This is a genomic window from Hymenobacter coalescens, from assembly GCF_054783195.1.
Map to the genome: position 1 here is coordinate 1 of NZ_BAAGRA010000015.1, position 753 is coordinate 753.

Genomic DNA, 753 nt, shown 5'->3' on the forward strand with positions numbered 1-753 from the left:
CTGGCCCCCTTTCCGTCTGATCGGGAGTGCAAAAGTAGCAGGCCGATTTCGACTGAGCAAGCCTCGGCGCGGTTTTTGTGGCCACGCGTCACCGCCCCACATGGGCCCCGCCGCCGCAGAGGCCTCAACCTCAGCGCTTGCCCGCCAGTTCCAGTTCACAAAGAAAATTGCGACGAACGGATCGTTCTATCGGGTTTACCGAGGCACTGGGCTTTTTTTTCGTGCCGCCCGCTGCGCTTTTCGTGGTGCGCACTGGGGTCGAGTCTACCAGCCACGTGTCCAGGTCGAGCAAGCCGTGCTGGTCTAAGCGCAGGCGCAAGGCCGCCAGCACCCGCTCGAACGTGCCGTCCGCGGACCAACGGCGGAATCGTTCGTAGGCCGTTTGCCACGGGCCGTAGCGCGCCGGTAAGGCTCGCCACGCCGCCCCCGTGCACAGGATCTACTACAAGGCGTTCCACAACGGCCGGTCGTCGCGTCGTGGCCGGCCCGTGCGCGGCGGCAGCTCGGCTTCCACCACCACCCACTGCGCATCCGTCAACTCGTACCGTGCTGCCATGCCTGAATTTACACACCTGCACTTTTAGACACAGCATAATTAGTGGGGCATGATTACCAAATCTTAAGATGGTGTATGCATCTGCTCAAAAACCGTTTGAACCACCGTGCTCCATTTAGCCTCCGTTCATTAGATGGGGTGGTCTAGTCGTGGCGGACACGGCGCTAAGGTAGGCGATTGGCGAGGTCGGCTTCAAA

Annotated in this window: 1 protein-coding gene; it reads right to left on the reverse strand. The window is 61.1% G+C overall.

What is annotated here, in order from left to right; genetic code table 11:
- Nucleotides 1-130: 130 nt before the first annotated feature.
- Nucleotides 131-439, reverse strand: coding sequence for a transposase (locus ACYVKQ_RS11440; RefSeq protein WP_460675467.1), 309 nt, complete (start codon nt 437-439; stop codon nt 131-133).
- Nucleotides 440-753: the final 314 nt, after the last annotated feature.